Origin of the sequence: Natrialba magadii ATCC 43099, from assembly GCF_000025625.1 — an archaeon.
GTDB classification, from domain to species: Archaea; Halobacteriota; Halobacteria; order Halobacteriales; family Natrialbaceae; genus Natrialba; species Natrialba magadii.
In genome coordinates this window covers 469048-494031 of sequence record NC_013922.1, presented here as the reverse complement: position 1 = coordinate 494031, position 24984 = coordinate 469048, and the positions used below count along the sequence as shown (strand labels likewise).

The following is a 24984-nucleotide window of genomic DNA, read 5'->3' as shown; positions in this document are numbered from 1 at the left end:
CGAAAGCGTGCATTCAAGTATTTGCCGGGACTGTCCTCGCGTATGCAAGATCAGGGACGCTCTACGCGAAAGCGCACCGGCGGTCGACTGAAGAACGTTCGCAATCGGCGAAAGGACGAACTTGGCCGACAGCCTACCGAGACGCAGGTCGGCGAACCGCGCTTCCGCACCGTCGACGTTCGCGGGAACGACACGAAGACGCGCGCACTCGCGACGAACGTCGCAAGCGTCAACGCCGACGACGAGACGCTCTCGGCCGATATCGAAGACGTCATCGCGAACGACGCTAACCCGAACTACGTCCGCCGAAACATCATCACGAAGGGTGCCGTCATCGCAACCTCCGAAGGAGAGGCCCGCGTTACGTCCCGTCCCGGCCAGACTGGACAAGTCAACGCCGTTCTGCTCGACAACTAACGTCGCTGCTCGAGTCCGGGTCCGTATTTCGGTTTCCGGTTTCCGGTTTCTCACAGCTTTCCCTTCCGTCGCAGAGCGACTGCGCTCGCCCCGCTCAGTGCCACCAGGTGATGAAACCGCACTCGCTTCGGGTATGACAGCCTACTTTTATGCCGGCCGAGAACGTCTGTCGAGTTATACTATGCTCACTTCGTTTGCCGGTGGCCTCTCGGTGGCCCTCGCGCTCGCAGGTGTGCTCTGTCTGTACGAGTACACACTTTACGATGCCACTGAGAAGGCTGCCGCCCCGGTACGCTCGCGTTTGTATCTGGCAAGCGTGCTGCTGATCACGCTGCTCGGTCTCGGTGGGCTGGTCGCACTCGCCACCGCTACTGTCCCCCCAATGACCGTCCTCGGTATCATCGGCATCACCGCCGCGCTGCCGGCGTTCGCACAGTACCTGTTCCACCGGGAACTCGAGTTGGACACCGGTCCACTGGCCGCGCGCGTTGCTGATCGGTGGCTCTGAGTGGTGCCCGCGGCGAGTGAGAGCGAGTTCCACACCGAATTTCAATTGATTTCTTCGGCGACGGCCGTCGATCAGTTACAGTGGTCACGGATAGCGTAGCGGTCGGTTCCGGCACACCAACGTTTATCGGATCCGTGTGAAAGAATCACTCATGGACGACCGCCTGATCGTTCTCAACAAGGACGCTGATGCAGTCTCGTACATCGACCCGGAAACGGGTGAAACGACCGCGACTGTCGAGACGGACTTCAATCCCCACGAAGTGGCCGTCTCCCCGGACGGGGCACGCTCGTACGTCACCTGCTCGCTCGGCGGCTCGCTCCTCGCGCTCGACAACGAAACCCACGAAGTGGTTGATCGGTTCGAGCACGAACTGTTCGACTTCCCACACGGCCTTGCAGTCCGAAAGTCGGCGGGCGAACTCTGGTTGGCATCGACCTACAGCAGCCACATGTTCGTCTTCGACGTCGAAACGATGGACCTGCTAGCCGATTTTCCGACGTATCAGGACAAGTCCCATATGGTCACCTTCTCGCCAGATGCGGAGCGAGCCTACGTTGCGAACATCGGCAGCGACAACGTCACCGTAATCGACGCCGACGAGCGGCGAATCGTCGGTGATCCACCAGTCGGCGAGAGTCCGGAAGGGATTGGTGTCGACCCCGAGACGGGGCAGGTGCTCGTCGCCAATCAGGACGACGGACGTCTTACCGTACTGAATCCCGATAGCCTGGCAGAAGAGAACGTCGCGCTGTTGAGTGAGACACCGATCCGGGTCGTTCTCTCGCCGGACGGACGCTACGCGTTCGTCCCGAATCGAGAATCCAACGACGTCTCCGTGATCGACACAGAGCACGTCCGTGATGGCGAGCGCCGACCGTGGGAGATTGCGCGGATCCCCGTTGGAATCTGGCCCGGCGGCACTACCTTCGCACCCGACGGTGACCGGGCGTTCGTTGCCAACAACAAGACGAACGATGTCTCCGTCATCGACGTCGATGCCTTCGAAGAAATCGATCGGTACGAAACCGGTCTCCATCCGGACGGGATCGCCTACCTCAGCCGGTAAGGCTTTCGTGGAGTTCGAACGCTATCGCCACGACTACAACGTACTACGGCCGCGGTGCTGCCTTCTGCAACGCCGTCTCCGCAATATTCCCACCGTAGTCCGCACTCCGCGATAACGAGTCCACGATCAACCCAAGCGACTGCGCTTGCACTGGTTCGAGATCCCGCAACATATCGTCGATCGTCCGCGTATGCTCGTCGATATCGAGCACCGCCTCGCGAGCCGCATGGCCCAACTCGTTCGCCTCCGCCGACTCCTCCGCAACCAGCGCATCCATCGACTTCTCGAGGACGTCCGAGGCATCCTCCTGTAGCGCTACCAGCCCCTCCGCAACCGACTCCGGAATCTCGTCAAGTTTGAGGGCAAGGTTGCTGATCTTCGCCGCGTGATCGGCAACCCGCTCGAGTTGGCGTGCACTCGAGTGGTAGTCGAAGCAGTCCTCACGGGGGACGCCGAGTTCTTCGGCGGCGCGGGGGGAGCGAAGCGTGGCGCGGAAGATGCGCGAGACGACGAGCCAGAGGCGGTCGACGTCGTCGTCGCGCTGGATGACGTCGCGAGCGATGTCGTCGTCGTTTTCGATGAGGGCCGTGACGGCGTCTGAGAGCATCGAACTCGCGATGAGTCGCATGCGCGAGACGGCGTTGACGATCGAGAGTTCAGAGGAGTCGAGCAGGTCTTGGATGACGACGCTGTCAGTTGTTTCCTCCAGTACTTCGACGCCGACGAGGCTCTGAGTTGCGTTGCGGATTGCACGGCGCTGGTGAGTTGTGATCCGGTTCGCTTCGAGGCGGATGATGTCGAAGCCGCTGACGTACATCGTCATGACGGCTCGAGTCAGGCGTTCACCTTCGAGATCCGAGACGTCGAGCGTTCCTTCCTGGCGATCCGTTTCGCTCTGGGGAGTGAGCAACAGTGCGTCGTCCTCTGGATAGAACTCGACCGTTGTCCCGGCGCTGACGTCGTTCTCGGTCGCCCACGTTTTGGGCAACGAAACGGTATACGTTGACCCGCCAGTTACCTGCACCTTGCGCGTCTCCATAGCCCCAGTTTTGCGTGCCTATGCATAAACCCACGTGGATCTATAGGAGGACGTATTGCGCTGTTCTCCCGCAGAGAGGTTATTATACGCTGGGAAGGGATATTGTGCAGAACCGTTCCACACTGTCATCGATTGGCCCATATAGAGATATATAGATAACATAGTAGGGTATTTAGACGTCATCTCCGCACTAGTCAAACGATGGGAAATGAGCCGATAACAGGTCGCTCTGATGGGGGGTCGCGGTCTGGTTCCGGATCGCTGTCGACAACCCGTCGGCGCGTTTTACTCGGCGTTTCCGGCTCGACGCTCGCTGGCCTTGCAGGCTGTCTCACACGTGGGGAAGACAGCGGGCTCGAGGGGGAAATTCGAATCGACGGCTCGAATACGCTCAGACCGAACAGTGCTCTCGTCGCCGAGCAGTTCATGTGGGAGAACAATCGGGTGCAGGCGTCGGTCAGCGCCTCGGGAACCGGTGCCGGTTTCCAGCAGTTCGCCCGACGCGAAATCTCGCTCCAGAACGCGAGTCGGCCGATCACGGACGAGGAAGCCGAACACTGTCGCGAGAACGGCGTCGAGTGGCTCGAACTCGAGGTCGTCCTCGACGGCATCGCACTCCTGAAACACCCCGACAACGACTGGTGTGAGTGTCTCACCGTCGACGAACTCGGCGACCTCTGGGAGCGCGGTTCGGACATCGAGACCTGGGCCGATCTCGAGCCCGAGCAGTCCGACGAGGAGTGGCCCGACGAGGAAATTTCGTTCTACGGCCGCGACGCCGCCTCTGGAACGTTCGATTACTTCACTGAGCACATCACTGGATCCGTCGGGAACATCCGCAACGACTACAGCGGCACACCCGACACCAACAACATCATTCGTGGCGTCAGGGGCAACGAGTACACGATCGGGTTCGGTGGGGCTGGCTACTACTACGAGAACGAGGCGGACGCAGAGCTCATCGCGGTCAATTACGAGGATGGTGAGGACCCTGGCGACGAGTGGGACGATTGTATCGTTCCCACCCGGGAGTCGATCGAAGCCGAGGCCTACCAGCCGCTCTCTCGGCCGATGTACATCTACGTCCGACGCGATGAACTCGCTCGACCGGAGTACCGCGAGTTCGTTCGCTTCTATCTCGAGAACACCCAGGAGACTGCGCGTGAGGTCCAGTTCTACGCGGTTCCCGACGAAACTATCGCGGACCAGCGGGAGACACTGGAGGCCGCAATCGAGGACTACACATGAGTACGGAACCCATAGATCTCAGCCGGAACGGAAACGACGTGGGGACGATCGGGGATCGGCTCGCTCGCTACATCTTCTTTGGATGTGCCGCTGTTACCGTTGCGACGACACTCGCGATTGTGCTCGTCCTGGTCAACGGCGCGACGGATTTCTTTTCGACCGTCTCGCTCACCGAGTTCTTTACAGGCACCGACTGGTCACCACGGGCAGCTGACAACCCAAGCTTCGGCGTGTTGCCGCTCGTCTGGGGGACGATGATGATCACGGTCGGGTCGGCGCTCATCGCGATTCCGATCGGCACGCTGACCGCGATCTACCTCTCCGAATACGCAAGCTCGCGTGTCCGCCGCGTGGTGAAGCCAACACTCGAGATCCTCGCAGGGATTCCGACCATCGTCTACGGCTTCTTCGCACTTTCGTTTATCACCCCGATTCTCCAGCAAATATACCCTGGTACGGGGACCTTCAACGCTGCTGCGGGGGCGATCGTCGTCGGCGTCATGATCATCCCGATGGTCTCGTCGATCTCGGAGGACGCGATGTCGTCCGTTCCCGACTCGCTTCGCAACGCCGCCTACGGACTGGGCGCAACGAAGTTCGAGGTTTCGACGCAGGTCGTGCTACCGGCGTCGCTATCGGGCATTCTCGCCGCGTACGTGCTCGCGATTTCGCGGGCCATCGGCGAGACGATGGCTGTCACACTCGCAGCGGGCGCACTCGCACAGGTGACGATGAATCCGTTCGCCGAGATTCAGACGATGACGGCGTACATGGTCGAGATCGGAACCGGTGACGCCTCGGTCGGTTCGATCGGCTACCAGAGCCTGTTCGCGATTGGTCTGACGCTGTTCGCGATGACGTTCCTGATGAACGTACTCAGTATGTGGATTCGGTCGCGCTACCGGGAGGAATACGAATGAGTACCAACACGGATACAAACACGAGCACCACGACGACCACGACCACGACCACGACCACGACCTCGAGTCCGGGCGGCGATCCCGACGGCGACGACCTCGACTTCGACTTCGACGGCTCGTCGATCAAACGCAAACACCAGCTCGGGACGATCTTCCTCGGGCTGTGTTTCGCCGCGACAATGGTCGGCATCGTCGCACTGGTCGCCCTCCTCGCGGACGTCCTCCTCGAGGCCCGTGGCTGGCTCACCTGGGAGTTCCTGACGTATCCGCCGTCCCAGATCGCCGAGAACTACGTTCCGAGCAACTACGGCGAGCTGGCGACCGGCCCCGGCGGCATGTACCCGATGATCATCGGCTCGATCTACCTGATCATCATGACGGCGATCTTCACCCTCTTCCTGGGGGTCGGCGCTGCGATCTATCTCGAGGAGTACGCGCCTGATTCGAACCTTACACGATTCATCGAGGCCAACATCTCGAATCTCGCGGGCGTCCCGTCGATCGTCTACGGACTGCTCGGACTCGCCGTGTTCGTCCGCGCGATGCAGACCGGCGCGAGTCTCATCGCCGGTGCGCTGACGCTGACGCTACTCATCTTACCGATCGTCATCGTCCAGTCCCAGGAGTCCCTGCGAGCGGTACCGGACTCGATGCGACAGGCCTCCTACGGCGCAGGCGCAACGAAGTGGCAGACCATCCGCAACGTCGTGCTTCCGGAAGCCGTGCCGGGAATCATGACCGGGATCATCCTCTCGCTTTCCCGGGCAATCGGCGAAACCGCACCGATTCTGATGGTCGGTGCTGCGACGACGATGTTCACCCCACCAGATCTGACGGATCCGACGGGCTCGTTCGGCGCAATGCCCATGCAGATCTACGAGTGGGCGAAGATGCCCGAAGCAGAGTTCCAGCACGTCGCCGCAGCCGGGATCGTCGTCCTGCTGACGATCCTCCTGCTCATGAACGCCGTTGCGATCCTCATCCGGAACAAGTACGACAAACGGTCGTAGTCACGCTGGCCAACCGCCGTCAGTAGTTTTTACTCGAGTACCCCACTCGTCCAGTCACCACTGTCACAGTCACTGTGTCCGACTATAGCACTATATAGATGACATAGTATGGTATTTAGGCATCCGACCGCACAACAGTGGTAATGAGCGACCAGACGGACGGTCGACTTGCTGGATTCCGATCGGCGCTATCGTCGATCCGCCCAAACGCAAACGATGGATCTCTCACAGGCACGCCTGGGAGTGCGAACACGGAGCCGCCCGAAATCACAGCGGCCAGTAGCGAATCAGAATCGGTGAACCGCCAGCGGTCGGCGTCCGATTCAAGTGCCAGCGCGGCTGCGTCGGCACAGACGGCCGCAGCCGGTGAGTCGGGAGCCGGCCTCTCCATGCCGGCTGGCGATAAGCCGCTTGGCTCGCCCCGCGTCGACAACGCCGTCATCGAAGCCCGCGATCTGGACGTCTTCTACGGCGACACGCAGGCCCTCCACGGGATCAACATGGACATCCCCGAGAAGGAAGTCACGGCCCTCATCGGCCCCTCCGGCTGTGGGAAGTCGACGTTCCTGCGCTCGATCAACCGGATGAACGACCTCATCGACGTGGCTCGCGTCGAGGGAGATCTCCACTTCCACGGGAAGAACGTCTATGAAGACGACGTCGACCCCGTCGCCCTCCGTCGCAAGATCGGCATGGTCTTCCAGAAGCCGAACCCGTTCCCGAAGAGCATCTTCGACAACGTCGCCTACGGCCTCCGGGTGCAGGGCAAGGACGAAAACGTCGAGGAAAAAGTACTGACCGCACTCGAGCGTGCGGCGTTGCTGGACGAGGTCGAAGACCAGTTAGACGAGAGCGGACTGGATCTCTCGGGCGGGCAACAACAGCGCCTCTGTATCGCCCGTGCGATTGCGACGGATCCGGAAGTAATCCTGATGGACGAGCCGGCCTCTGCGCTCGACCCGGTTGCGACCTCGAAGATCGAGGATCTGGTCGAGGAGTTAGCCCAGGAGTACACGGTTGCGATCGTCACGCACAACATGCAGCAGGCGGCCCGCATCTCGGATAAGACGGCGGTCTTCCTCACGGGGGGCCACCTCGTTGAGTTCAACGACACGAGCAAAATCTTCGAGAATCCCGAGAGCGACCGGGTCGAGGATTACATTACGGGCAAGTTCGGATAGGCCGTTCTCTGGAGTCTCGATGCGGTTTGTTCTGTCAGCCCATCCGCTGGCGTTTCGGTGCGGTTTGTTCTGTCTTGTTGCGTCTCGAGTTTGTCTTGTTACGTCTCGGTTGCAGTCTCGAGTTTGTCTTGTTACGTCTCGGTTGCAGGTTTCACCCACACGACAGGCTGGATCGTAGCTACAGCGCCAGCACGACGAACAATGCCACGTAGCCGATCACGACGAGCAGCGCCAGACGGACACCGCGGTGATTCAGCAGAAATCGCAACGGCGTGTCGTCGACGACGCGCTCGCGGAGCGTCCGTGGCTCGCGTCGAACTGCAACTTGTGAGAGCGCAAAGGCGCTCGGTCGAACGGACGCATCGGGTCGGCGAGCCGCGAGTTCGTGCACCGAAATCGTGTGGTTCGCAGTGAGGGCGGCTTCCTCGCACGCCAGGTCGCACTCGAGAAGCAGTCCGGCACAGGGTTTACAGAGAGTAACGTGCGGCGGGGCCGGGCGGGCGTCGTCGCTAGCTGGCACGTCCGTCCAGGCGACGAGTTCGGTCGGATCGCTGCGTTCGGCCCCACAGCGTGTACAGCACTGATCGGCCGGCGTCCGCAACCGGGCGACGGGGTCGGGTGCGGTTCGCTCGGGAAAGAGCGGTGCGTCGTCGCGAACGTCGTCGAAGGCGCTGTTGTGCTGGTGGATGACGCCGTGGCAGGGTCGACAGAGCGTAAGGAGGTTCTCGAGTTCGTCGGGGCCGCCGGCGGAGCGCGGGACGATGTGGTGGGCCTGGAGCGTGCGGTCGTCTGCGCCGCAGCGGGTGCAGGCGTAGTTGTCCCGGCGAAGTGTTTGCTGGCGGAGTTCCTCCCAGCCGTCGCCGTAGCCACGGTTGTCGTCGTGTCCGTGGTCGCTGTCGTCGTTCCCGTTGTCGCTGTCGTCACCGTTGCGACGGTTGTCATCGCTACGGCTGTCGTCACCGCGGTCGCTCGAACCTGTGTAAACGGACTCGTCTCGATTCGATCCCGAGATGGTCCCATCACCCATCGCTTTCAGACCCCTACGTGGCGGAGTTGCAAAGGCGCACCGACAGCGATTTCCCGGTCTGGCGCGCCGTCTGTCGGATTTCGACACGTATTACACCTGAACGCGCATGCGACAACAGGTGCCCGAAACCGTTGCACAACGTGCCGACCGCTACCAATATTTATCAGTGACCGGCGTGCTGTCTGCAGTATGGCCAGACAATCGTACCAGGAGAAGCTCACGGAACTCCGCGAGGACATCCTCTACATGAGCGAAGTCGTGATGGAACGACTTCGCATGGGGCTCGACGCCTTAGAACAGAAAGACGAGGACCTCGCGAACGAAGTGATCACCGGCGACAGCGAGGTCAACCAGATGTATCTCGACCTCGAGCAGCAGTGTATCGAACTGCTCGCGCTCCAACAGCCTGTCGCGAGTGACCTCCGATTCATCGCTGCCTCGTTCAAGATCATCACCGACCTAGAGCGGATCGGCGATCTCGCGGTCAACCTCGGCGAGTACACCCTCAACGCCAGACACAATCTCTTCCCCGACGTGGACGTCCAGGAAATGGGCGAGATGACCCTCGATATGATCGAGGACGCCATGGTCGCTTACGACACCGAGGACACCGACGGCTGTCGGCAGCTAGCAGATCGCGACGACGACCTCGACCACTTCGCCGAACGGGCAAGCGAAATCGTCGTCCGCGACCTCATCGAACGGGAACTCGAGTCCCCCGACGAAGTCGAGCGGTTGCTCCAGGATGTTTCTCGGCTGTTGCTCACGATTCGGGATCTAGAGCGGGTTGGTGACCACGCGGTCAACATTGCCGCACGGACGCTGTATATGGTGGAGAACGACGACGAACTGATTTATTGAGTGAGTTCACAGTGGTGTGGCGTGGTGTGGAGTGGTGTGTCGTGGTGTGTCGTGGTGTGGCACCACAATATGTGGAACGGGAACGGGCCCGTGACTGGTGGTGAGTTGTGGGGACTCTTACTGACAGTGGGACAGAGGACGAGAAGAAAGCGATTTGGGACTCGGCGCACCCAGCATCCAGCATCCAGCATCCAGCATCCAGCATTCGGCATTCGGCATCCGGCATTCGGCGTCCGGCATCCAGCATCCGGCATCCAGTTGACGACTGACGACTGGCGACTCTACACGCTCGTTGCGAACCTTAGGTGCGTTCGAGGATGACACGGCCAGTCGTATCGACCGTCACCGTTCGGCCTGCATAGGCGAACGTGACGCTGCCACCCGCACGGTCGAGTTCGGGAGCGTCACTCGAGACATCGAAGAGCGCGTCGAGCGCCGTCGGGTCGACGACGTTGTAGAGTGGTTCGAGTTCGTCCGCGACAGAAAGGACGTCGAGGTCTTCCTGTTCAGCAATTGCGGAAACGATGGCGACGCTTGGTGGCTGGTCCGGTTCAGCCTGGTAAGTAAACCGACCCTCAGCGGGTGTTGGTTCCGCTGCCGTAGTTTCGGTCGTATCCGTGGACGAGTGAGCAGTCTGTTTCATACCGAATGAACGAACGGCAACCGGGAAAGGGCGTTCATTGGGTGGCCAACCTTTTAACTAGTCTCGCCTGCGATTGTCTGCCAAAGTAGGTTCGCCTGCCCGCGCCGGAGCCGGGCTGAGAGTGCCTGATCTGAAATGCCAAGTTCGTCCGCAATTTCCGAGAGCGTCGCCTTCCGGGGTACGTCGAAGTATCCGCTGTCGAGCGCCGTCTGCAGCGCCTCGCGCTGATGCTCGGTGAGGCCGTACCGTTCCGTTTCGGTCTCGGCCTCGGCCTCGTTCTCACGGTAAATACGGCGTACCCGAAACCCGACTCCCTTCTCGAGACAGCGCTTTCGGTACTCGAGTAAGGCCTCTCGGGATGGAACGCGAGCACTCACGACGATCTCGTCGGTGAGCGTGATGTCGATGATCGCGACGTTGTACTCGGCAGCTAACGGGTAGGTTAGCTTTGCCGCTGCCTCATCGGTGAGCGTGACGCCGTACAGGCTGCGATCAGTGAAGGACTCGAGTCTCGTGTGACTTTCGACCGTCCCGTCGGATGCGAGCGCATCCTCGAACGCGTCGAAATCGTCGGCGAACGCCCAGAAAAGCAATTTCGACGTTCCGTCCTGTGTGCCGTAGAGTTCCTCTAACTCGAGCCTTCGGACGACTTGGCCTGCCGATTCGAGGATCGGCGTTCGCAGTTCGTACTCGATGATGAGGGACACGGGTATGGATACGTTTCCGTGCACGAGCGTCATGACTGTTCGGACGGGTCGATTGTGGTGACTGTCCGGCGCTCGTCCCTGTTTCGATGGCTGATACGCGGTTGGTTACGATTCGGAACGCGCAGACGATTTGCGTTCGCTGTCGCCCTCGTGTTCGGTCTCTCGGTTGGTCTGGTGCTCGTCCGCATCATCGTCTGCCCGACGCGCCGGCACACCTGTCAACAACTGCCCGACGTCGTCGATGTTCCGCGTCTCGAGCAACACCTCCGCGGCGGTCCTGATACTGACATCCGACTCGAGTACCGAACCGTGACAGCGCGCGTAGCACTCGAGCCAGCGATTCATCGCGCACTCGAGAGAGTCAAGTTCGGCTGGCGAGAGTGGAGCGGGGCGACCGCCGGTGCGGGCGTCGATGTAGACTGCGATGGCCTGGCCGACGCCCTCACGGAGGTATTGGGGTGCGAACGTCGGTCCGAGAGGTTCGTTTCCGCGGTGGAGTGCAGCGTGCTCGCGCTCGGCGCGGCGGGCGAGCGCAGCGATTTGAGGGCCGTACTCACTCATGGCGCGACCCTCTGCCTGACGGCGAACGACACCGGAATTGCTGCAGACTCACGCTTATCCCTCGCGGAACTCGACGCCCTTGCCGCCGCGGGGGTGTTCCCACTCGGTGTCGGCGACGACGGCGCAGGTACCACACTCGACGCAGGGCTGGGTGTCGAGGCTGACGACGGTTGCTGCGGTGCCGTTGCGTTTGACTTCTTCGGAGCGGTAGCAGCCGCCGCCGAAGTCCTCGGCGCTGACCGGGCAGGCGTACACTGCTGCGCCGCTGGCCTCGTAGGACGTGTCTCGTACCTCGATGTGCGGGTTGCCGACGTCCGTGTCGTAGGTGAGGTCACCGATCCGCTCGTCGAGCGTCGGCGGTTCAACCGAACTCTCCCAGTGCAGCGTTCGCCCGTGTTCGTCTCCGATGATCGACGGCAGGGTGACGTAGCCCGTTCGCGTGTCGGGCAGCATCGAGACGAGGAACGGCGAGTTGTACGCTCGCTGGAGCAGGCGGTCCGCGACCGGGTTGCCGATTGCGAGCGAGCCAACGCGGGAGTCGAGCACTCGTTCGACCGCATCGGTCACTCGGTCGCGCTCACCGACGGTTCGTGCGAGGTCGTACCGCCGCGGCCGAAGTTTGTCCATCGTGCCAGAGTCCTCGAGCATCTGGGTGTACCGCCGGCCCGCAGCGGCCGGGTCTGCGTTCCCACGCGTGACTGCGAAGGCGTCGGCAGCGAGCGCGCCCGCGGTGACGGCGTGGTTCATTCCCTTGATGATCGGCCCCTGAGCCTGCATCTGGCCCGCGGCGTCGCCGACCAGAACGAGTCGGTCCTGGTAGGGCTCGCGATGAGCGACCTTCTTCGAGTCGGGGACAAGTTTCGCCGAGTATTCGCGCTCGTCGTACTCGTCGCCGAGCCACCGCGCGAGCAGCGGGTGGGTGAGCAAGGCGTCGAGCAGTTCGTGCGGTTCTGCCTGCTGCTCGACGAGGCTGTCGAGGTGAAAGACGGTCCCGATAGACAGCGACTCCTCGTTCGTGTAGAGAAAGCCGCCGCCGCGAACATCCTCGAAGAGGTCGCCCGAGAACAGGTGCGCGACACCCTCGTCCTCGTCGATATCGAACCGGTCGTCGATCACGCCGGGCTCCATCTCGACGACGGCCTTGACGCCCTGGAACCACTCGTTCGGGTCTTCCCAGTCCATCAGGCCCGCCTCACGGGCGAGTTCGGAGTTGACGCCGTCGGCGGCGATGACGATGTCGGCCTCGATCGGATCGAGTTCGTCACAGGTGACGCCGACGATGCGGCCGCGCTCTCGCAGGAGGCCGTTCACCCGCACGTTCGTCAGGACCCCGCCGCCGGTCTCGCTGGTCTTCTCGTGGACGCGCTCTGCGAGCCAGGAGTCCATCGGCCGACGGAGGACGGCGTCACACCAGTCGGTGTCGTCCTCGTGAAGGTCGGTCAGATCGTAGCTCTTGACCTTGTTCCCGGCCACGTTGTGGATGTAGTAGTCCGTGACGGGCCGTTCGGAGGCTTCCTCACGGAAGCCGTCGAACAGGTCGTCGATCGTGTAAGGAGCGGAGTCCTCGGCGTAGATCAGGCCGCCGGAGACGTTCTTCGAGCCCGCATCCGTTCCTCGTTCGAGCACGAGCGTTTCGATACCGTGGTCTGCGAGTCGTGCAGCTGCCGCAGCGCCGCCGGGACCGCAGCCGACGACGACGGCCTCGTAGTGTTCTCGGTCTGCCTCGCTTGAATCAGTCATCAGTCTCACCTCCAGTTGCAGTGTCAGCACCGTCATCTGGCTCGCCGTCCTCTGCCGTCTCGCCGCTGTCGTCCGCAGCCGTCTCGCCGCTGTCGTCCGCAGCCGTCTCGCCGCTGTCGTCCGCAGCCGTCTCGCCACTCCCGTCCGCGACCGCTTCGGGTGCCAGCTCACCCGACCCGACTGCGTCGGCGAGTTCGGGGAGAACCTCGAAGAGGTCGCCCTCAACGAAGTAGTCGCTAAAGTCCCGAATACGCGCGTCTGGGTCCGTGTTGATCGAGACAATGGTGTCCGACTCGTCCATCCCGACCTTGTGCTGGACAGCACCCGACACACCAGCCGCGATGTAGAGGTCGGGCGCGACGACCTGGCCCGTCTCGCCGATCTGACGCTCCTCCTTCGCGTACTGCTCGACGTGACCGTCGAACTGATAGGAGGAGGTGACGATGCCCCGCGTGATGCCGAGTTCGGCGTCCTCGAACGCGTCGACCAGATCGAGGCCGAGTTCCATCCCTTCAGTGGGGTCGTCTGCAATGCCGCGACCGAGACAGACGACCACGTCGTGGCCCGTCAGATCGACGCCGGCCTCGAGTTGGTCGTACTCCGTAATCTCGACGCGGAACCAGTCGTCGTCCAGTTCCATGTCGTGTTCGACCACGAGCCCGTCGCGATCGTAATCGGGTTCGATGGGGTCGAAGCTTCCAGGGATGATCGACGCACCCTGTGGGTGGAACTCCCGACCGGGATTGTCCAGACAGAGGATCGTCGAGTACTCGAAGCCCGAGAAGTCGGGCCGCTTCATGTGCAGGACCTTCTCGAAGGTCTTCTTGACGCCAGGTTCGCCAGTCTTGACGGGATTCGAGACTTCGTTCTCCTCGATGAAGAGATCCGAACAGTCCGAGGCGAGCCCGGAGTCGAGTTCGGCCTGCACCTTCGCCGAGAGGTCCCGTCCGTTGTTCGTCGCCGGGAACAGGACGTACCGCGGCTTGTCGTAGTCGCGCCAGTCCGTGCTCTCGACGGTTCCCTCGCCGCGGGCCATGTGCGACGAAATCTCGGTGTAGGGCTTGTGCAGGAACCGTTCGAGTCGATCATCGTCGTGGTAGACCGCGACGTCAGCGCCGTAGGCAATGCACTCCTCGGCAAGTTCCTCGCAGTCGTCGCCCATCAGGAACGCGACGACACGCTCCTCCTCACCATACTCCTCGGCGAACTGGTCCATCAGTTCGCGCGCCTTGCCGAGCATTTCGCGGGAGACCTCGAGGAGGTCGCCCTGTTGTGTCTCACAGAAGACCCACATGTCCTCGTAGTGGCCGTCGGCGAGCGCCCGGACGTGTTTCTTGTCGCGGGTCTGTGGTTCGTCGACTTCGCCTGCCGCGCCCTCGTCGTCGACGGCCGGTTCGTCCTCGTCTTCGACCTCGTCGACTGGCTCACCTTCCGCCTCGTCGCCAACCGTTTCCTTCGTCTCCTCGTACTCGCCTTCGGTTTCTGTCCCCTCCTCGACGCCGCCGGCTGCGTCGTCGCTACCGTTGTCGCTTCCACCTGCATCGCCAGCGACGTCCGCACCGACAGCTTCGAGCCGCCGGTGTACCGCTTCCCGAGCCGTCTTTCGATCTCTCCCCGCCTGTTCGGCCTCGAGAATCGCCTGCAGTTCGTCGGTCTCGTCGACCGTGTCCAGTTCCTCGCGCAGTTCGTCGACCGAGTAGTCGTCCGGATCGAGTGCCACGATTAGTCACCTCCCTCCGCTGCGTTCGGTCCGTCTGCACCGTTCGTCGTCGCCGCGTAGGGCTGGAACTCGCCAAGAACCTCGTTCATCCCCTCCGAATCGCTGGGATCGACCATCGTCGCCTCCCGCTCAGAGGGTGCCTTCGGGATCGGGTCGACCGACGAAACGATCGTCGGCGAGCCATCGAGGCCGATGTAGTCCGGATCCAGGTTCAGGTCCTCGTGATCCCACGTCGTCAGGTGTCGGTCGTGGGCAGCCGCGCGGTTCTGGGTCTCCTTGCGAAGCCGTTTGTGGGTCAGTCGGTGAGAGGCCTTCCGGTAGGTCGGCTCGAACTCAGGGTCCGTGACGACCATACACGGCAGCGGTGCCTCGACCGTCTCGATCTCGTCAACGTCGCCCTCGACGAGTCGCTTCGCACGAAGCAGGCGCTCGTCCGGATCGATATCGAGCGCGATGACGTGCGTGACGATCGGCCAGTCGAGTGCCCACGCCGTCTGTGGCCCGGTCTGGCCCGTCTCGCCGTCCGCCGTTTTGAACCCCGCAAAGAGCAGGTCGACGTCGCCAACTTCCTCCTGATAGGTCTCGATGCCCGCACTCAGGGTGATCGCCGTCGCCCACGTGTCCGAGGCGGCGAGTTCCCGGTCCGAAAGGAGGTAGCTGTCGTCGGTATACACCGATTCCATTGCCCCCTCGAGTACTTCCGCGTAGCCCGGCGGCCCCATGCTCATCCCCGAGACGTGACCGCCGTGGCGGACCCGCGTCTGCAGGGCCGCCTCGAGTGCGAACGCGTCGTTCGGGTTCATCACCGTCGGTGTCTTCCCGCGCTCCAGATGGCCCTCCTCGTTGAACGAGACGGCGCCATCCGAGAAGTCCGGGACGCCCTTGGTCAGGACGATGGACCGCATACGCGCCTCCGTGTCTGTTGTGTGATTGTCATTCGCATACTCATCTCGCGTATCCACAGTGCTGCTATTAAGACTGGGGGTGAGAATCCGTCTGCGAGACAGTAAGCCGACCGTAGGCAGGAAACCCCGGTCGGTTCGGGGCCTACTCGAGTTCGCGTTCGCCAGTCTCCATCGTAATTTCGCCGTCGGCGCGAATCGTGCCGTCGATTTCGGCACCGGGGCCGAGTTCGAGATTGGCACAGGAGACGTCGCCGAGGACGCGCGCGTCGTTGGTGAGCACCACGTCGCCGTCGCGGGTGGTCAGGTCGCCGTGGATGCGCGTTTCCTCGCCGACGGTGACGTCGCCGCGGGCGCGGAGGCTACCGAAAACGTTGCACGCGCGACCCACGTCGATCGTTTCGGCGCGGACGTTGCCGTGGAGTCGACAGTCGTCGCCGAGCGTTGCGGGTGTCGAGACGCGCCAGGCGTCGTCGCCGACAGTCGCGTTGCGTGGGATGACGAGTGGGTCGGTCTCGGGGTCGTCCTCGTCGTCGTCTTCGTCGACGAGTTCGGAGATGAGCCGCTGAGCGGTGTCTTCCTCGCCGATCAAAAGCAGGTGTTTGAGGTAGACGAACATGAGGACGATCGTCGGCATCGGGTTCCGGATGACGATCCAGCCGTTGGCCTCGAAGCCTTCCTCGATGTCGACGTCGTCGCCGATGTCCAGGTCACCCGCGACCTTCAGTTCGCCGGCGATGTGGACCCGTTCGCCGATGTAGGCGTCCTGTCCGACGAGGACGTTCTCTGCAACGTCACACCACATGTCGAGTCGGCAGTCGCCTTCGGCTTCGATCTCGCCTTCCACGGTGACGTTTTCGCCGGCGAGCACGTTGCGTCCGCGCACGCCGAACTCGATCGTCGAGCGGCTTCCGATAAGGACGTCTCCGTCGGTCTCGAGGGCGACTTCCTTGGCTTCGGTCCCGTCGGGAACGACGAGTTCGTCGAGCGGATCCCTATGTCCGGCCACACTCACATCCAATATGGGTGGCCGGTAATAAACCTCGCGCGTCGTCTGCCGCCCGTCAGACTCCTGTCTGTGCGGTATCATGCTACTCGCCAGGCCTGTGGCGTCGACCGAGAGCGTCCGGTCCGGACCCTTTTACACCCCCCACGGCATAGAGCAGGACATGACAACGCTCGCGTTCGACGACGATGGCGTCGATGTCGTCTACGAAGGTACCGAGTTCCGCCTCGAACGAGACCTCATCGAGGAAGCCACGGAGAAATCCTATTACGACGTAACGGACCACGAAGTGCTCAAAATCGTCGCCGAACAGCCGAATCTGCAGGGCGAACCGCGCCGCGTCGGCGATATTCTCGATTAACCGTCCTTGTCTCGATCGTTTCGTTCGCCCCGTTCGTATCGCTCCGCTGCTGACTCGAAACTCAACTCCTCGAGTTCCCGACTGCGCCGACCTTCGAGTTCGGCCAGTGCCTCGGGGTCTGGCGCGGCGTCGTCGGTGATCCGCGCCCACGAGTTGTGGACCTTCGCGTGACACCACCGGCAGAGATAGATCGTAATCTCGTGTGAGAGCGTCTCACCGTCGCGGGCATAGGACAGGTGGTGCTCCTCGAGAAGCGGCCGCTCGTCGTCGTGGGCGAGTCGCTTTTCGGCGAGGTCACAGCGGACACACTCGCGGTCGCGGTTTCGCGACCGGAAATGCGGGCAGTCCACCCAGGTGTCGTCGGTTTCGGGGTCGACGACGGGACACTCGTACTCCTCACTGGCGCGCTCGCGAGCGAACTCGGGGTCGTGCTCGTAGTGATCGAAAGCGTACCGACACGTTCCCTCACCGGTAAGGTAGTCACAGACACCCACGAATTCGTAGGGGTCGTCGACGCCGACGGGAGTGCCGTTTGGCGTTCGCTCCATCCTCACCGCGTCAAATGGTCGCAAATGGCTTGAACCCAACGGAGCCGAGTGAGGATGTGTGTAACGGTGGGTGAGAACAAATATCATAATCACAGACAGTAGCTTCGTCAGACATAAGAATTGTTAGAAGAAGGTGAGCACAATGAGTAGTGGGATACGGCGGCTCGTTCCGTCGTTCATCAGACGGCGATATGCACTCAAGTTTGGAATTGTACTGCTCGTCATCGGGCTCTCAGTCGGTGCCATCGGCATCGTCGAAACGTCGATGATTACTGATACCGTCGAGCAGACGGTGCTCACTGACCAGCAGGATCAGGCCGTTCAGGAAGCAACCGAGATTGACAACTGGAACGACCGCAACGACCAGCTGTTGCTCTCGACGGCACAGGCACCGATTTTCGCTGCCTCACAGGACGACGAACAGGCTAGTGGCACCGAGACCGAGGACCTCGAAGCGATAGATAGCTACCTCGAAGACGTCTACAACGAACTCCCGGAGAACACCAGAGTGAACGCACTCTACGTCGACACCAGCACTGACTCCGGCGACGTCCTCGCAGGCACCGAGAACGCCTCTTCGCTCGACGACCTCGCGTTCCCGGAGACGGACGAACTCGAGTCGGCCTCGGCGTACACGGTCCAGCGGACCGATCCATATCTGATCGAGGACGATGTCTCGCTCGTCTTCGACGAGCGGCCCGTTCGTTCGTACTACGTTGGCATTCCCGGCACTGATCGGGCGGTCGTGCTCACGTTCGATCTGGCCGACCGCTCGTCGAACTCGCCGACCGTCTGGCAGTCTGAAACCGTCGTCACCATCGTCGACGACGAGGGACAGATCATTGCAGACGACGCGTACCTCGGCTACGGCAGCGATCCCGAGAACACCGCCTTCGGCGAGACGTACGGCAACGCGGAACTCCTCGACGCTGCCGAGGAAGACTCACTCGGTGCGCTCCGATTCGACGACGCGCCAACTGACGTGCTCCAGCAGGAGCCGTACAACTTCTCACCCGACGGCTACGTTGTCGGCTACTACACCACCGGCGAGGATTGGACCGTGCTCGTCCACACCACCGAAGATCAGGCACTCGGCGTCGTCGACTCGATTGGCCAGTTTGGCGCGCTGATCACGCTCGCAAGCGTACTCATCATCGCCGTCCTCGGTGCCGTTATCGGGCGCAATACCGCCGGGTCGATCGACCGACTCACGGAGAAGGCAAAACAGATGGAGTCGGGTAATCTCGACGTCGAACTCGAGTCCAACCGGATCGACAACATCGGCCGTCTCTACGACGGCTTCGATTCGATGCGAGACGAGCTGAAGAACTCGCTCCGGGAAGCAGAAGACGCTCGTGCTGAGGCCGAAGACGAACGTGAACGGGTTGGTCGGATGAACGCCCACCTCGAACAGAAGGCCGACGAATACAGTACGGTGATGCAGACCGCCGCAGACGGCGACCTCACGGCTCGAATGGATCCCGAAAGCGAGAACGAGGCGATGGGAGAGATCGCCACCGAGTTCAACGAGATGCTCGGGGAACTCGAGACGACCGTCGACCAACTCTCGCAGTTCGCGACCGACGTCGCCACGGCCTCCGAACAGGTGACCGCTTCGAGCGAGGAGGTCCAGACTGCAAGTGCGGAGGTCAGCGCCTCAGTGCAGGAAATCTCCGACGGTGCGGACCGGCAGCACCAGTCGCTGCAGTCGATCGACAGCGAACTCAACACGCTCTCGACGACGACCGAAGAAATCGCGGCCTCCTCGAGTCAGGTCGCGACGCTCGCCGAACGGACGGCCAACACGAGCCGCGACGGCAGCGATACCGCACAGGAAGCGATCGACGCCTGTGAGGACCTCGAAGACGAACACCAGGCAGTCGTCGAGGAGTTCGAGGAACTCGAGATGCAGGTCGACCAGATTGCAGAGCTCACGGAAACGATTACCGAGATTGCGGCACAGACGAACATGCTCGCACTGAACGCTTCTATCGAGGCCTCTCGCTCGGCCAGCGACGGCGATACGGGCGGCTTCAGCACGGTTGCCGAGGAGGTCAAGGAGCTCTCCCAGGACGTCAAGGTGGCTGCAGAGCAGATCGACGAGCGACTCGAGGCGGTCGAATCCCAGACGGCGCGCTCTGCGACGGAGGTCGACCAGACGACCGACGAAATCGAGCGCGTGAACGACCTCGTGACGGCTGTCGTCGACGACCTCGAAGAGATTGCCACGTACGCCCAGGAGACGAACGACGGCGTGCAGGAGATTTCGGCGGCGACGGAGCAGCAGGCGGCCTCGACCCAGGAGGTCGTCGCGATGGTCGACGAAGTCGCCTCGATTTCCGAGGAGACGACCGCGGAGGCCGAGACGGTCGCCGCGGCTGCCGAAGAGCAGACGAGCGCACTGACGGAAGTGACCGGCTCGGCCCAGCAGCTGAGCCAGCAGGCGACGACGCTTTCGGCGGCACTCGACCGATTCGAAACGGATGCGACTGCAGACGCCGAAGATGCGGCGTTGCTCGATGCGGCAGTGGCTGGTGAGGAAGCAAGCGCCATCACGTCTGCGTCCGCTGGCATGACAGACGGCAGCGACGATATCGACGACGGCGACGGCAACGTTGACGGAACTACTGACGCCGACGGAACTACTGCCAACGCCAACAGCGACGAAGACGCTGACACCGAAGCCAGCGTCTTCGAATTCACCGACGACCAGGCGGAGTAACGGTAACGGTAACGGTAACGGTTACGATCCCGCCTACGCCCCACGGCCACGGATACGACGACAACGGGTCACAGCCGACGACCCACAGTCAGTAGCCGTCGTTTTGGCAGTCTTTTTGCTCGTTGCACGCCGACGCCCAGTCGTGCGTCTCGTTCACGCCGCTGACGGCTCAGTTGCATCCCCAGACGACCGGACAACGCTCGCCACCCAGATCGACCTCGCAGACTCCCTGCTCGCACAGACCCGCGGTCTCATGTTCCGTCGCTCGCTCCCTGAGGACTTCGCACTCGCCTTCCGCTTCGGCAACGCAAGTACCCGCGACGTCCACATGCTGTTCGTCTTCGTCCCGCTCGACGTCATCTGGGTCGCCGACGGCGTCGTCCAGCGCGTCGAGCAACTTCGCCCGTGGCGTGGCTTTGCCCGTGAGCACGCAGACACGATACTCGAGTTACCCGCCGGCGCTGCGGCTGCTGTCGAGCCGGGTGACGAGATTGCGCTGCTCGACGAGTAGCGTCGTGAAAACGGGTTGAGAGGACGGCGCAGAAAGTACCGTCGCCGACGTGCTTAAGAACGTGTGCCACAGTAGACCGAGGTACAATGGCACGAGATTCTGCGTCTGTCTCATCGCCGGAGGATAGAGGAAGTCGGAGCGATCCGGCTGGACGCGAAATTATACGGCACACGTAGTTTCGCTTCGGTCCTTCGCGGTAGTACTGAGACTGCTGCTGACACGACCACTAACGCTGCTTCTGTTTCATCTGAACCAACGGTAACTGACACTGGTATCGACGCTGTTGACAGTGCCGTCGCTGCTGATGATGCTGACGCTGCCAGCGACACCAACGCTACCGACGACGGGAGCGCCAGCGCTGGCACAGACGACAGCGACGGACCCACAGAGACGAGCACGACTGCGGCCACGGACACAGTCACACCCACAACGACAACGACAACGACAACGACAACCACAGCCACAAACCCCACTTCAATGCACTCGCAGACACCAACCCCCGACCAGACGATCGACCCAGACCGCACCGTCCGACTCCTCGACACCACCCTCCGCGACGGCGAACAGGCACCCGGCGTCTCGCTCTCGCCCGACGAAAAGGTCGAACTCGCCCGTTCCCTCGAGCGTGCCGGCGTCAGCGTCATCGAAGCCGGCAGCGCCTGCACCGGTGCCGGCGAACGACGCGCCATCTCCCGCGTCACCGACCTCGACCTCGACGCACTCGTCACCAGCTTCTGTCGTGGCATTCGAGCCGACGTCGACCTGGCACTCGAGTGCGACGTCGACGGCGTTCACATCGTCGTGCCCTCGAGTGACCGCCACGTCGAAGGAAAGGTTGGCACCTCGCGTGAGGACAATCTCGCGACGACGGCTGAACTGGTCGAGTACGCGACCGACCACGACCTCTGGGTCGAGGTGATCGGCGAGGACGGCTCCCGCGCGGATCTCGACTACCTCGCAGAACTGGCCGAAACCTCGCTTGACGCGGGTGCAGACCGATTCTGCTTCGCCGACACGGTCGGTCACACCGGACCGGAACATACGACGGCAGCCGTCTCGCGGCTCGCCGAACTCGGGCCGGTCAGCGCGCACACGCACGACGACCTCGGCCTCGGCGTGGCGAACGCGCTCGCCGCCGTTTCCGCCGGCGCGGATCTCGTCCACTGCACGGTCAACGGTCTTGGCGAGCGCGCCGGCAACGTCGCACTCGAGGAGGTCGCCATCGCACTCTCGCACGTGTACGACGTCGAGACAGTCGACCTCGAGTCGCTGTACGGTCTCGCCCAGCGCGTCTCGCGGGCGACCGGCGTCGAACTCCCGCCAAACAAGGCCGTCATCGGCGAGAACGCGTTCACCCACGAGAGCGGCATCCACACGGACGGCACCCTGAAGGATGACAAGATGTACGAGCCCTACGCACCCGAAACCGTCGGCCGCGAGCGCCGACTCGCCCTCGGCAAGCACACCGGCCGGGCTGGTGTGGCGGCCACACTCGAGGAGCACGACGTCGAGGCGAGCGACGACGAGGTCGGCGAGATTGCAACGCGGGTTACCGAACTCGGCGACCGCGGCCGGCGCGTCACGGACGCCGACCTGCTCGCCATCGCCGAGGACGTCACCGGCGACGACCGCGAGCGCGTCGTCGACCTGCTCGACCTGACGGCGACGAGCGGCGGAGCCGTTCCCACAGCGAGCATCCGTCTCGATGTGGACGGCGAGGAACGGGTCGCAAGCGGCACTGGCTCCGGTCCCGTCGACGCGGCCGTCTCCGCGATCCGGGAAGCGCTTGGCTCCTCAGCCGACGCCGAACTCGAGTCCTACCACGTCGACGCGGTGACGGGCGGGACGGACGCAGTCGTCACTGTCGAGGTAACGATGGTGCGAAACGATCGCTCGGTGACGGTTGCCCGAAGCGAGGCGGACATCACGCGCGCGAGCGTCGAAGCGATGGTCGATGCGCTCGATCGGTTGCTCGCGGTCGATCAGCGGCCGCTCGCGCCGGCGGATGACTGAGTGAGAAACACGTTGTCAGCACCAGTATTGGTGACTGTGTCGGTGGCAGTATGAGGGTCGGTGTCAGTGTCAGTGTCGGTGCCGGTGTCAGTGTCAGTGTCAGTGAAACGGCTGACGACTCAGCACACCCCACGGATCGAACAGGTAGACGACGGCCAGAAAGAGTGCGAGCGCAACGACAAACAGTCGAACGAGTTCACTCACCGATGCGGAAAAACCGGGTTCGACGAGGATCGTCGTCGCCATCAAACCAGCGACACCGAGCCAGAGGAGGCCGACGAAAAGGCGGCCACGAGTGTTCATACGAATCCGTACGAGTGAATCATTATGAACGCAACGAGTCCGAACGACTGAGAGAGACGAAAACGGAAACGGAAACGGAAACGGAAACAGAGACAGAAACAGAGACGGAGACGGGTACTCAGCGTCTCAGAGGTCGAGACCACCGACCGTTCGCTCGTCGGTAACGTCCATCCGGTCATCGACCTGTCCGACGTCATCGTAGGCGACCGGGCCAGGAACTTGCTCGGCGTCGGGTCCGGGCTCGTTCCCGAGGTAGATAACGTTCGGGTTCGTGCCGAACTCCTCTAACAGCTTGAACGAGGAATCGTTGTCACCGTACTCGCCGCGGAGCAGTCGGATCGCTTCCTCCTCGGTCATGCCATCGTCGTCGTCATCGTCCTCGTCAGCGGCCTCTTCTTCGCCCTCGACGATCGCGATCGCCTCCTGAAGCTCTTCGTCGTCTGGATCGTGCTCCAGTGCCCTCGCGAGCGGCACGTTCTCGATGTACTGCTGGGGAGGGCTCTCGGGGTCGTTCATGTCCCCGAACTGGATCGCACCCGGCGGACACGCGTCCTCGCAGGCGGTCGTCCCGACCATCTCCTCGCCCATCTGGCCGTCCTGTCGGGCCGGATCGAAGATACACTTCTCCATGACGCCGCGCGGCCCGCGCCCGCTCACCCAGCGGCCGCGCTCGTCGTACATCATGTCCTCCTCGAGTTCCTCCGACGGTGCCTCTACATCGGGTTCCCCCCACTGGAAGTAGTTCACGCCATAGGGACAGGCGACCTGGCAGTATCGACAGCCGATACAGACGTCGTAATCCGTCAGGACGAGTCCGCCGTTTTCACGCGTGTGGCGAGCCGTGGTCGGACAGACCTTCTCACAGGGGGCGTCGGTACAGTGCTGACAGGGCCGAATCAGGTAGTTGAAATCCCGCGTGTCGTCGTACTCCTCTGCGTCTGGCGACTCGACGGTGCCGTCATCGTAGGCGAGAATGTACATCCAGTTCGCGCCTTCGTCCCAGTTGTGTTCGTCGTTGCAAGCGACGACACAGGCCAGACACCCGTCACAGGTTTCGAGGTCGAGTACCATCCCCCACTGGGTATCGTCACCAGTCGCACCGTTTTCCTCGTCGTCATCCTGTACCGCACCGACGGTTGGCTCCCGTTCATCACCGCTCGACGCACCCCAGGCCGTGAGCCCGAACGCACCTGCACCGGCGCCCATCTTTTTGATCACGTCACGGCGAGATTCGTCGTCCGTCCCGAACCGTGACAGCGCATCGTCGAGGGTGCCGTTCTCGCGGGCCTCTTCGATTCGTTCGGCCATCGGACGCTCGTCCTCACCGAACTCCTCGACGACATCGTCGTGATACCGGTCGTAGAACTCCTCTTCCGAGAGTTCGCCCTTCGTGAGCCGCATCGCGTCTCGAGCCATCTCCATCCCGAGATCCGCGTCGTACTCGGTGTCCTCGAGCATCTCCCGGAAATCGGTCTGGACGTCCTCTCCTAACGGATGGAATAACTCGCCGGTGTCGGTTAGTTCGTCCGGTGATTGTGTCTCCCCGTCGATCTCGGTCCGATCGACGGTGGCGGTGGACTCTTCGTGTGACTTCTCGTCGTCTCGCTCGCCAGCGTCAGTCATTGCCGCTGCTCACCTCCCGTCGTCGGTCGAATACAGCCGTTCCCATTGGTACTCACTGACACAACCATCGACCAGACCAACGTGAATAAGGCGTTACCCTGCAGATGACGGCGACAGTGTCGACCGACGGCCAAGTGATTCCGCTTTCACACCGCTCGGCGATCGCTTGGCCAGACAGGACACGCGGTACTCGAGTCCCGTGCATACTGAGCGCAAAATTGGAGTGTCAGTGGTGGCGCTGTGTGCGTTGCGAGGAGGAGAACACAACACACCCCAAACGCGCCGAGAGGGAGATTTGAACAACGCCCAGACGTGCTCACTTCGTTGCGCGCGTCTGGCCTCGT

24 protein-coding genes are annotated in these 24984 nt (G+C 62.4%); 12 read left to right on the top strand and 12 right to left on the bottom strand.

Annotated features, from left to right (window positions below; all coding sequences use genetic code 11):
• Positions 1 to 42: 42 nt before the first annotated feature.
• The 3 genes from NMAG_RS02325 (at position 43) to NMAG_RS02315 (ending at position 1994) form a co-directional block, all read left to right on the top strand.
• The gene (locus NMAG_RS02325) at positions 43 to 417 is read left to right on the top strand and encodes a 30S ribosomal protein S8e (protein WP_004214073.1); all 375 of its coding nucleotides are present in this window, start codon (positions 43 to 45) and stop codon (positions 415 to 417) included.
• A gap of 181 nt (positions 418 to 598) precedes the next feature.
• A complete protein-coding gene (locus NMAG_RS02320; protein ID WP_004214071.1) occupies positions 599 to 925 on the top strand; it encodes a hypothetical protein in 327 nt (108 codons plus the stop codon).
• 151 nt (positions 926 to 1076) lie between these two features.
• Positions 1077 to 1994 carry a YncE family protein gene (locus tag NMAG_RS02315; protein ID WP_004214069.1) on the top strand — a complete coding sequence of 306 codons (918 nt, stop codon included), beginning with the start codon at positions 1077 to 1079 and terminating at the stop codon, positions 1992 to 1994.
• A gap of 43 nt (positions 1995 to 2037) precedes the next feature.
• On the opposite strand, the gene NMAG_RS02310 is transcribed toward NMAG_RS02315, so the two are convergent.
• Positions 2038 to 3033: a phosphate uptake regulator PhoU gene (locus NMAG_RS02310; protein WP_004214068.1), complete on the bottom strand. Its 996-nt coding sequence runs from the start codon at positions 3031 to 3033 to the stop codon at positions 2038 to 2040.
• Between the two features lie 201 nt (positions 3034 to 3234).
• Here NMAG_RS02310 and NMAG_RS02305 point away from each other — a divergent pair, with 201 nt between their 5' ends.
• The 4 genes from NMAG_RS02305 to pstB all read left to right on the top strand — a co-directional run bounded on the left by NMAG_RS02305 (position 3235) and on the right by pstB (position 7392).
• Complete coding sequence (locus tag NMAG_RS02305; protein ID WP_004214066.1) at positions 3235 to 4281, top strand: PstS family phosphate ABC transporter substrate-binding protein; 1047 nt, start codon at positions 3235 to 3237, stop codon at positions 4279 to 4281.
• Complete coding sequence (gene pstC / locus NMAG_RS02300; protein ID WP_004214065.1) at positions 4278 to 5201, top strand: phosphate ABC transporter permease subunit PstC; 924 nt, start codon at positions 4278 to 4280, stop codon at positions 5199 to 5201. The genes NMAG_RS02305 and pstC overlap by 4 nt, the downstream gene beginning before the upstream one ends.
• On the top strand, positions 5198 to 6211 hold the full coding sequence (gene pstA / locus NMAG_RS02295) for a phosphate ABC transporter permease PstA (protein WP_004214063.1): 1014 nt from the start codon (positions 5198 to 5200) through the stop codon (positions 6209 to 6211). Before pstC ends, pstA begins: the two co-directional genes overlap by 4 nt.
• A gap of 389 nt (positions 6212 to 6600) precedes the next feature.
• A complete protein-coding gene (gene pstB / locus NMAG_RS02290) occupies positions 6601 to 7392 on the top strand; it encodes a phosphate ABC transporter ATP-binding protein PstB (RefSeq protein ID WP_394295562.1) in 792 nt (263 codons plus the stop codon).
• A gap of 178 nt (positions 7393 to 7570) precedes the next feature.
• On the opposite strand, the gene NMAG_RS02285 is transcribed toward pstB, so the two are convergent.
• On the bottom strand, positions 7571 to 8419 hold the full coding sequence (locus NMAG_RS02285) for an HNH endonuclease (RefSeq protein WP_004214061.1): 849 nt from the start codon (positions 8417 to 8419) through the stop codon (positions 7571 to 7573).
• 189 nt (positions 8420 to 8608) lie between these two features.
• Here NMAG_RS02285 and phoU point away from each other — a divergent pair, with 189 nt between their 5' ends.
• Positions 8609 to 9280: a phosphate signaling complex protein PhoU gene (phoU, locus tag NMAG_RS02280; RefSeq protein ID WP_004214060.1), complete on the top strand. Its 672-nt coding sequence runs from the start codon at positions 8609 to 8611 to the stop codon at positions 9278 to 9280.
• Positions 9281 to 9581: 301 nt separating this feature from the next.
• Here the strand turns inward: phoU and NMAG_RS02275 are convergent, their stop codons facing one another.
• From NMAG_RS02275 to NMAG_RS02245, 7 genes are all read right to left on the bottom strand, one after another.
• Positions 9582 to 9923 (bottom strand): HalOD1 output domain-containing protein, encoded by a 342-nt coding sequence (locus tag NMAG_RS02275; protein ID WP_004214059.1) that lies wholly within the window; start codon positions 9921 to 9923, stop codon positions 9582 to 9584.
• Positions 9924 to 9976: 53 nt separating this feature from the next.
• Positions 9977 to 10630 carry a helix-turn-helix domain-containing protein gene (locus NMAG_RS02270; RefSeq protein ID WP_237076808.1) on the bottom strand — a complete coding sequence of 218 codons (654 nt, stop codon included), beginning with the start codon at positions 10628 to 10630 and terminating at the stop codon, positions 9977 to 9979.
• Positions 10631 to 10735: 105 nt separating this feature from the next.
• Positions 10736 to 11191 carry a hypothetical protein gene (locus NMAG_RS02265; protein WP_004214053.1) on the bottom strand — a complete coding sequence of 152 codons (456 nt, stop codon included), beginning with the start codon at positions 11189 to 11191 and terminating at the stop codon, positions 10736 to 10738.
• Between the two features lie 54 nt (positions 11192 to 11245).
• Positions 11246 to 12931, bottom strand: a complete 1686-nt coding sequence (locus tag NMAG_RS02260; RefSeq protein ID WP_004214052.1) for an FAD-dependent monooxygenase — start codon at positions 12929 to 12931, stop codon at positions 11246 to 11248.
• Positions 12924 to 14651: an electron transfer flavoprotein subunit alpha/FixB family protein gene (locus NMAG_RS02255; protein WP_004214050.1), complete on the bottom strand. Its 1728-nt coding sequence runs from the start codon at positions 14649 to 14651 to the stop codon at positions 12924 to 12926. Before NMAG_RS02255 ends, NMAG_RS02260 begins: the two co-directional genes overlap by 8 nt.
• 2 nt (positions 14652 to 14653) lie before the next feature.
• A complete protein-coding gene (locus NMAG_RS02250) occupies positions 14654 to 15556 on the bottom strand; it encodes an electron transfer flavoprotein subunit beta/FixA family protein (RefSeq protein ID WP_004214049.1) in 903 nt (300 codons plus the stop codon).
• A 142-nt stretch (positions 15557 to 15698) separates the two neighbouring features.
• The gene (locus NMAG_RS02245) at positions 15699 to 16562 is read right to left on the bottom strand and encodes a polymer-forming cytoskeletal protein (RefSeq protein ID WP_004214048.1); all 864 of its coding nucleotides are present in this window, start codon (positions 16560 to 16562) and stop codon (positions 15699 to 15701) included.
• A gap of 160 nt (positions 16563 to 16722) precedes the next feature.
• On the opposite strand from NMAG_RS02245, the gene NMAG_RS02240 reads away from it, so the two are divergent.
• On the top strand, positions 16723 to 16920 hold the full coding sequence (locus tag NMAG_RS02240; RefSeq protein ID WP_004214047.1) for a DUF5800 family protein: 198 nt from the start codon (positions 16723 to 16725) through the stop codon (positions 16918 to 16920).
• On the opposite strand, the gene NMAG_RS02235 is transcribed toward NMAG_RS02240, so the two are convergent.
• A complete protein-coding gene (locus NMAG_RS02235) occupies positions 16917 to 17468 on the bottom strand; it encodes a DUF7097 family protein (protein ID WP_004214046.1) in 552 nt (183 codons plus the stop codon). The two genes, NMAG_RS02240 and NMAG_RS02235, sit on opposite strands and share 4 nt — an antisense overlap.
• A gap of 142 nt (positions 17469 to 17610) precedes the next feature.
• On the opposite strand from NMAG_RS02235, the gene NMAG_RS02230 reads away from it, so the two are divergent.
• From NMAG_RS02230 to NMAG_RS02220, 3 genes are all read left to right on the top strand, one after another.
• Positions 17611 to 20190, top strand: a complete 2580-nt coding sequence (locus tag NMAG_RS02230) for a methyl-accepting chemotaxis protein (RefSeq protein WP_004214045.1) — start codon at positions 17611 to 17613, stop codon at positions 20188 to 20190.
• 142 nt (positions 20191 to 20332) lie between these two features.
• Positions 20333 to 20701 carry a DUF192 domain-containing protein gene (locus tag NMAG_RS02225; protein ID WP_004214044.1) on the top strand — a complete coding sequence of 123 codons (369 nt, stop codon included), beginning with the start codon at positions 20333 to 20335 and terminating at the stop codon, positions 20699 to 20701.
• A 477-nt stretch (positions 20702 to 21178) separates the two neighbouring features.
• Positions 21179 to 22714, top strand: coding sequence for a (R)-citramalate synthase (locus NMAG_RS02220; RefSeq protein ID WP_004214043.1), 1536 nt, complete (start codon positions 21179 to 21181; stop codon positions 22712 to 22714).
• 99 nt (positions 22715 to 22813) lie between these two features.
• Here the strand turns inward: NMAG_RS02220 and NMAG_RS02215 are convergent, their stop codons facing one another.
• Complete coding sequence (locus NMAG_RS02215) at positions 22814 to 23017, bottom strand: hypothetical protein (protein ID WP_004214042.1); 204 nt, start codon at positions 23015 to 23017, stop codon at positions 22814 to 22816.
• Positions 23018 to 23143: 126 nt separating this feature from the next.
• Positions 23144 to 24640, bottom strand: a complete 1497-nt coding sequence (locus NMAG_RS02210) for a 4Fe-4S ferredoxin N-terminal domain-containing protein (protein ID WP_004214041.1) — start codon at positions 24638 to 24640, stop codon at positions 23144 to 23146.
• Positions 24641 to 24984: the final 344 nt, after the last annotated feature.